Annotated in this window: 5 protein-coding genes; all 5 read right to left on the bottom strand. The window is 45.3% G+C overall.

Annotated elements, in window-relative coordinates; all coding sequences use genetic code 11:
- A partial coding sequence (locus tag E5983_RS07675) for an SH3 domain-containing protein (RefSeq protein ID WP_160333281.1) occupies positions 1–1,360 on the bottom strand: 1,360 nt, incomplete at its 3' end.
- A gap of 112 nt (positions 1,361–1,472) precedes the next feature.
- A complete protein-coding gene (gene tpiA / locus E5983_RS07670; protein WP_160333280.1) occupies positions 1,473–2,231 on the bottom strand; it encodes a triose-phosphate isomerase in 759 nt (252 codons plus the stop codon).
- Between the two features lie 191 nt (positions 2,232–2,422).
- Positions 2,423–3,619 carry an elongation factor Tu gene (gene tuf, locus E5983_RS07665; protein WP_135038088.1) on the bottom strand — a complete coding sequence of 399 codons (1,197 nt, stop codon included), beginning with the start codon at positions 3,617–3,619 and terminating at the stop codon, positions 2,423–2,425.
- 132 nt (positions 3,620–3,751) lie between these two features.
- Complete coding sequence (ppc, locus tag E5983_RS07660; protein WP_160333279.1) at positions 3,752–6,517, bottom strand: phosphoenolpyruvate carboxylase; 2,766 nt, start codon at positions 6,515–6,517, stop codon at positions 3,752–3,754.
- Positions 6,518–6,594: 77 nt separating this feature from the next.
- Entirely contained in the window at positions 6,595–7,803 is a 1,209-nt protein-coding gene (gene ftsW / locus E5983_RS07655) for a cell division peptidoglycan polymerase FtsW (protein ID WP_160333278.1), read from the bottom strand.
- Positions 7,804–7,991 lie beyond the last annotated feature (188 nt).

The following is a 7,991-nucleotide window of genomic DNA, read 5'->3' as shown; positions in this document are numbered from 1 at the left end:
TTTTCTCAGACCAGCTTGGGACAAGGACTTCCTTAACACCTGCTGGGTGATTAACATTTTTGACAATTACGTCATAACCAGAGCTTGAGACGTTTGCTGCTGAAACTTGACCAGTCTTCTCAACCTTCGGTGCCTGTGGAACAGTCACCTTGGTTGCAGTCACATACTCACGTTTGTTTTGGTTGGTTACATAGTAAACATGTGAGTGATAAGCTCCGAAGTCTTGTTTGTGTTGATTACTTTCAATCCGAACCTTGTAAGAACCATCGTTTTGTTTGACAGCCTTATGCCAAATGATATCGTCTTGACCAGTTTTCTCAGACCAGCTTGGGACAAGGACTTCCTTAACACCTGCTGGATGGTTAACATTGGTAACAACCACATCATAGCCAGAACTAGATACATTGGCAGTTGACACTCGACCGGTCTTCTCAACCTTCGGTACTTGCGGAAGCTCCTCAATAGCTACATAGCGACGAAAGCCAGAGTAGGAAATATAAGAAATCCAGCGGTGATTTTCTGCAGTTAGCACACGGTCATAACGAACAGATTGACCAGGAGAATAGAAGGCTAAATCCGGGCTAGACAAGCGTGCTTCATTTTTGACACCTGCTGTTTTACTAAAGGTATAGGTTCCCTGCGGAGCCAAAGCATTCAAGGTGTTAGCAACTGCTGAGTCCGTTGTTTGACCAGACTGGTTCTGCGCTGGTAGGGCTACATAACGACGAGCACCAGAAGCCCCAATATAAGACAACCATAGGCGTTCATCTGCACTCAAAAGACGGTCATAGATGACAGACTGTCCCTTTTGATAGGTTGCAACAACAGTAGAAGACAGGTTAGGCTGGGAATGAACAGCTGTCTTTTCCTCGAAAACATAGGTTCCTGAATCTGGTAGAGTCGCTACATTTGGGTTTCCAGCTGTCGCTGCTCGACGAACAGGATTTACGCTTGGAGCTACAACAGGGCTACTACTTGAAGAGCTAACAGTTGCAGGACTTTCAACTTTTGAGGATTCCGGTTGAACCTCTGGAGTCGCCTTAGTTTCCACTTTGGACTCGCTAGCAGAGGACACAGATTCACTTGGTACTAGTTCTGCTTGAGCAACTGAACTAGTCTCAGTAGACGGTTCAACTTCTTTTTGGCTACTTGCAGGAGTAGGCTCAGAAGTTATTTGAGTGACCACCTCGGTAATACTACTTGCGACTGTTTGACTGGTAGCCTCTGTTGACGCAGAACTTTCTGCTAGACTATCCGCCTGCACTTGCCCGCCCATAAAGGCCAAGCTCGCAATAAGAACCGAGGCTGCTCCGAAAGAGTACTTCCGAATTGAAAAACGCTGTTGCGACCCATGTTTCATAGATTTCATTTCCTTTAAATTTTCTTAAACTTACCTGTTCATTTTACCATAGAAAATAATTTTTTCAATGCAAATAAAGAAAAAAGCCCGGAAAAACCGAGCTTTGAAACCATTAGTTTACAAAATCCAAAAGAGCTAGGAAGCTATCCACTTCAAGGGAAGCACCACCTACAAGAGCTCCATCTACATCTGGGCAAGCCATGTACTCTTTAACATTAGATGGATTTACAGAACCACCGTATTGTACACGAACCTTATCTGCAACTTCTTGGCCGAAGTCCGCAGCCACAACGTCACGAACTGCTTTACACATTTTCTGTGCATCATCTTGAGTTGCAGATTTACCAGTACCAATAGCCCAAATTGGCTCATAAGCAATGACAAGAGATGCCACTTGCTCTGCTGAAAGATCTTTAAGCGCTGCCGAAACTTGAGCTCCAACAAACTCAACCGCTTGTCCTGCTTCATAAGTCTCAAGAGACTCACCACAACAGATGATTGGAGTCATACCGTTACGGAAGATTGCGTGCGCTTTTTTATTGATATCTTCGTCTGTTTCATGGAAGTAATCACGACGCTCAGAGTGACCGATGACAACATAGTCCACACCCATTTCACTCAAGACTTTAGGGCTTGTTTCACCTGTAAAAGCACCTGCATCTTCAAAGTAAGTGTTTTGAGCAGCCACTTTAAGATCTGAATCTTTAGAGAACCAAAGAAGAGCATTCAAATCAACAGCTGGTGCAGCAATCGCTGCTTCAACAAGATCAGCTGAAGGCAATTTACCTGCAAGTCCCTCTACAAAAGCTTGAGCTTCTTGAGGATTTTTGTTCATTTTCCAGTTACCGGCAATAATTGGTTTACGTGACATTTCACATACCTCTTCTATTTTTATTACAGTCCCTATTTTATCACAAAGACAATCAGAAAAAAAGGACATTTCCGCCCTCAAAGCAACCTTCAATGACTAATTCTTCATTAAATGTAAAAAAACACTAGCCTGTCCCAAGGACAAGCTAGCGCTGTTCTGACTTTAATTGTTAATCTAGGAAATGAACCGAATTAAGCTTCGATTTCAGTAACCATACCTGAACCAACAGTACGTCCACCCTCACGGATAGAGAATGTTGTTCCTTGTTCTACGGCGATTGGGTGGATCAACTCAACGTCGATTGTCACGTTATCACCAGGCATAACCATTTCAGTACCTGCTGGCAACTCGATAGAACCAGTTACGTCAGTAGTACGGAAGTAGAATTGTGGACGGTAGTTGTTGAAGAATGGAGTGTGACGTCCACCTTCTTCTTTAGTAAGGATGTAAACTTCACCTTTAAATTTAGTATGTGGGTTGATAGAACCTGGTTTAGCGATAACTTGTCCACGCTCGATCTCATCACGTTGAACACCACGAAGAAGAACCCCAACGTTGTCTCCTGCAAGACCTTCATCCAATTGTTTACGGAACATTTCAACTCCAGTAACAACGGCTTTAGTAGTTTCTTCTTTGATACCAACGATTTCGATTTCGTCGTTGACACGAACCACACCACGGTCGATACGTCCAGACGCAACAGTACCACGACCAGTGATTGAGAATACGTCCTCGACTGGAAGAAGCAATGGTTTGTCAGTATCGCGTTCTGGTTCTGGAATGTATGAGTCAACAGTGTTCATCAATTCCATGATGATGTCTTCAAATGCTGAATCACCTTCAAGCGCTTTAAGAGCTGAACCTTGGATAACTGGTAGGTCATCACCTGGGAAATCGTATTCTGAAAGAAGGTCACGGATTTCCATTTCAACCAACTCAAGCAACTCTTCATCATCAACAAGGTCAACCTTGTTCATGAAGACGATCAAGTTCTTAACACCAACCTGACGTGAAAGAAGGATGTGCTCACGAGTTTGTGGCATTGGTCCATCTGTAGATGCTACTACAAGGATAGCTCCGTCCATTTGAGCCGCACCAGTGATCATGTTTTTAACGTAGTCCGCGTGTCCTGGAGCGTCGATGTGAGCGTAGTGGCGTTTTTCAGTTTCGTACTCAACGTGTGCAGTGTTGATGGTGATTCCGCGCTCGCGCTCTTCTGGAGCAGCATCGATAGAAGCGTAATCTTTAGGTTGGTTAACTGATGAAGGCAAACGACGTGCCAAAACAGTTGTAATCGCTGCAGTTAGGGTAGTTTTACCGTGGTCAACGTGTCCAATTGTACCAACGTTAACGTGGGGTTTACTACGATCGTATTTTTCTTTTGCCATTTGGGTAAAAGCCTCCAATAAAATATATTTTATAGATAGACAGTAGGCAATACAGTCTAACTTTCCCTACTATTCTATCAGACTGTTAGAAAAAATCAAGCCTTTTACTTCTTTTTTTAATTTTTCCGCCGATTAACCAGAGTTGCGCAACCCTGTCGCAATTCCATTGATCGTTGTCGCAATCAAGGAATCTGCTGAAGCCGGTAAATTCCCCTCCCGCTTGCGACGAATTAGCTCCACCTGAACATAATTCAAAACATCAAAATAAGGCATCCGATAAGACAAACTGTTGGAAAGATAGCTGTTGTCCGCCAAGAGCTCATCTCTTTCTTCTATTAACAGAACACTCTCCTTGGTTTTGTGCCATTCTGCCAAAATCAGGTCATAAACAGCCGCAACCTCTGGATCCTTTACCAAATCCAGATAGTGAGCCGCAATGGTCATATTTGATTTAGCCAGTACCATGTCAACGTTGGAAAGTAAGCCTCGGAAAAATGGCCAATTCTGATACATCTCGCGGAGAATGTCCAGCCATTCTGGATCCTCTGCAATTAAGGTCTGAAAGGCCTGACCAACCCCGTACCAACCAGGCAGCATCATCCGGTTCTGGGACCAAGAAAAGACCCAAGGAATCGCCCTCAAACCAGAAATCTCCGTAATCGTTTTACGAGCTGCTGGCCTGGAACCAATATTTAAACTGGAAATTTCTGCAATCGGACTAGCTTCAAAAAAGAAATCATAAAAAGCAGGATTTTCAAACACTAGCTGTCGATAGGCCTGGTAGCTACTTTGCACCAGGTGATTCATAACCCGTCCATAGGTTTCACGCTGCTCTACACTCAACTCTGCTTCCAGGTTCAGCATCCGGTCCAAAGAAGCCGACAGCAACATTTCCAAATTGTAATAGGCCGCTTCCTGATTGCCATACTTGTTGGCAATCACTTCCCCCTGCTCCGTTAAACGCAGACGGTCCCGGATACTTTCCAACGGTTGGGCAATAATCGCTTCATAAGTTGGGCCACCACCGCGACCCACTGTTCCACCACGGCCGTGGAAGAAGGTCACCTTGATCCCAAATTCCTGCCCCAGTTTTTGGAGATCTTCTTGGGCTTGGTAAAGGGACCACACTGAAGACAGATAACCACCGTCCTTATTACTATCCGAATAGCCCAGCATGATTTCCTGATAGCCGTTTTGAGAGGCAATCCATTTTTGGACCAAGTCCAAAGACAGATAGTCCTGCATGGTCTGACGTGAAGCCTCTAAGTCCTCAATCGTTTCAAAAAGTGGAACTAACTGGAGACGGGTGCTTTCGCGGTTTAATAAGCCAACCTCCTTTAAGAGAGTTGCCAATTCCAGTAAGTCAGACACACTGGTGGCATGCGAGATAATCGATTGGCGAATCACTTCTTCTCCCAATACATCTTTGAGTTTAGCAGCCATTTTGAAAATGGCTAGTTCTTTAGCCAACAAGTCACTCTTGGGCAGGGTTGGGGCTGACAAGGGCCGGGGATCCTCCGTCAACAACTGCAAGAGCAGGGCAACCTTTTGGTTCTCTGTTTTACTTGCATAATCATCAACTAAACCAGCTGTAGCTAATAATTCTGCCACGCAGGCTTCGTGCATGGAAGAATCCTGCCGCAGGTCGATGCTGGCCAGGTAAAAACCAAAAACCTCTACCGTTGTCAGCAGCTGACTCAATTTCCCACTAGCCAGGTGCTGCTGACCGAAGGTCAAGAGGGAATCTTGAACCTGCTGCAACTCTGCCCGAAACTCCGCCGCACTGGCATAGGCTGGAACAGTCTCCCAATCACGCTGCTGTTGGATTCGGATCAAATCTTTACCAGCCAAGGTCACATCCAAGTTTTCCGCGCGCCCCAAGAAGTCCTGCATGTCCCGCTGCGTTTTTAAGAGTCGATCCCGGATCCAAGAAAGCGCTCGACGATAGGGTTCTTTTTCCCTAAAAATCGAATTATCTTGTGAGAGGCTAGCCAACTGTTCTACCTCGGCACTAACCTGTGTCAAATTCAAGGAAACAGAATAGTCCCGATACAACTTGTTGAGCGTTTGTAGATAAAAGTCAAAAAGAACTTCCTGCTGAACACGGGCTGATTCTTTCAGGGTATCTGCAGTCACAAAAGGATTGCCGTCGCGGTCGCCGCCAATCCACATTCCCATAGAGATGGGCTTACTGTTAGGAACAGATAGTCCCTGCTCTTGTGCCAACTCGCGATAGGTCTGGGTAAGCCGGGGAACCGCCTCCAACAAGGAGCTACGATAATAAGCCATAGCATTGACAATTTCATTGGTAACCGTCAATTTCTGCTCCCGGATCAGATCAGTTTGCAAAATCGTTTCCAGATAGCGATTAAGCTCTTCTTCCCACTCTGCCTGGTTCAAATCTCCTGGTAAGGCCATCCGCTTCTGCTTGAGAAGGTCATGGATTTGCGACATCAAATCCAGCAAGGACTTCCGTTGGACCTGGGTTGGGTGGGCCGTTAAGACCGGCACCACCTGAAGATCTTCGAGGAGAGTCTGGGCATTCTCCATTTGCGCCATCCGAGCAACCGCCTGGCTCAGTTTCCCAAGATAGTCCTCCTGTAAATTATTCCGCCGTTGAATGGTCACCTCCAGGTCAACATCCTCGGCAATATTAATTAAAAGAGGCACGACCGCAAAATAGCGAACCAACAATGCCATCCGCTCCAATTCTAAATCCTTCAAATAAGCGGCAATCGCTTGATCCGCTCCTGCCACGACCCAGTTTTTAACCTGAGCAATTTCGTCTAAGACACCTGGACCATAAGCTGCTACCACAATTTGGTTGACCATCCGGGTCAGTTCTTGGGCATCCTCGGCAATGGCCGCTGCGGATACCTGGTACTCTAGTTTTTCCATTTTTTCTCCTCGTATGCAAAAAGAGGCGTGGACAAGGCCTTTCCTCATCCCGCCCAATCAAACAAGCCCTTTCATCCTCAATAGAGAGGCTGACCTTCTTCTAACGCTTTCTTTTTTTCCGTCGCATCAACATTTAAAACAAAAGCAATGGCAATGGACAGAACCAACAAACTATTCCCGCCTTGCGAAAGGAAGGGGAAGGTAACCCCGGTTGAGGGAATCAAGCCGGAAATTCCACCAATATTGACAAAGGTCTGCGTCAGCAAAAGCCCACCAACTCCTGTCGCCAACATGGCATTAAAGGGATCACGCGCCTGAATCCCAACCAACAAAATCCGCAAGATCAGGAAAAAGAGCAAACCTAAAATCAAACTAGCACCGACAAAACCCAACTCCTCAATCACAATGGAGAAGACAAAGTCTGTATGCGCCTCAGGCAGGTAGCCATTCTTCTCAATCGAATTTCCCAAACCAAGCCCAAACCAAGAACCATTACTCATGGCATAGTAGGAATTGGCTAGTTGGTGGCCCGAATCGGACAAATCCTCAAAGGGATTAAAAAAGGCACTAAACCGCTTGGCAATATAACCAAACAAGGGGATTTTAGCCACAACATCAACCCCGACCAGACGAATCGTTCCCAAAATAGCTGCCGACAAGGCCACAATAGCTCCCAGACTGGTCATAAACCAACGGTAGGAAATCCCACTCAAGGAAACCATAATTAAGGTCAGCAAGGTCAAAATCGTCGCATTTCCCAGATCCGGCAAGGAAGCCACAACCCCCAGAGAAATTAGAACTGCCACTCGCCAATCGGTAAAACTCCGTGGAAAGAAGGTGTTTTTGGTCAAGGCATAATAGTCACTGCTGGCAATCAACTCCTGCTCGCTGCTAAAAACCGAAGCCAGGTACCAAACCATTACCACCTTGAGGTATTCAGCCGGCTGCAAACTCAAAGGCCCCAGCAAAATCCATCCCCTAGCCCCATTGATTGTCGCTCCAAAGAAGCGTGAAATAATCAGCAAGAGGACAACCACGCTGAGAATAAAGCCGACTACTTTTTGATTTTTCAAAAAGTCTAGTTTCATTTTGTAAATCAAGGCGATCCCAATTAAACTCGCAATCCAAAAGATCCCTTGTGTCAGTACGGAGCCAAAAGGATTCCCGCCACTCTGGATCGAGTTTGCACTCGTTGTCGAATAGACCACAATCAGCCCCAAAACCGACAAGACGAGGTAAGGAATCAGGATTGAGTAATTTAACAAATAGCGTTTTTCAATCTTCATTGCATACCCGTTTTCTCTAAAATTTCAGCCTTGATTATACCATTTTCACTACCGAAAAAAAAGCAAAAGACGATACTGCCACGACAAACGCATGAAAGGTTCTAACTGATTTCTCTTCAGTCAGAACCTTTTTTAAAGTAGCGATTTTAAATATTTATCAAATACCATGCTCAAATGAAACTTTTTAC

The sequence above is a fragment of the Streptococcus danieliae genome, assembly GCF_009767945.1.
GTDB classification, from domain to species: domain Bacteria; phylum Bacillota; class Bacilli; order Lactobacillales; family Streptococcaceae; genus Streptococcus; species Streptococcus danieliae.
The sequence above is the reverse complement of the archived record's forward strand: the minus strand, read 5'-3'. Positions and strand labels throughout refer to the sequence as shown.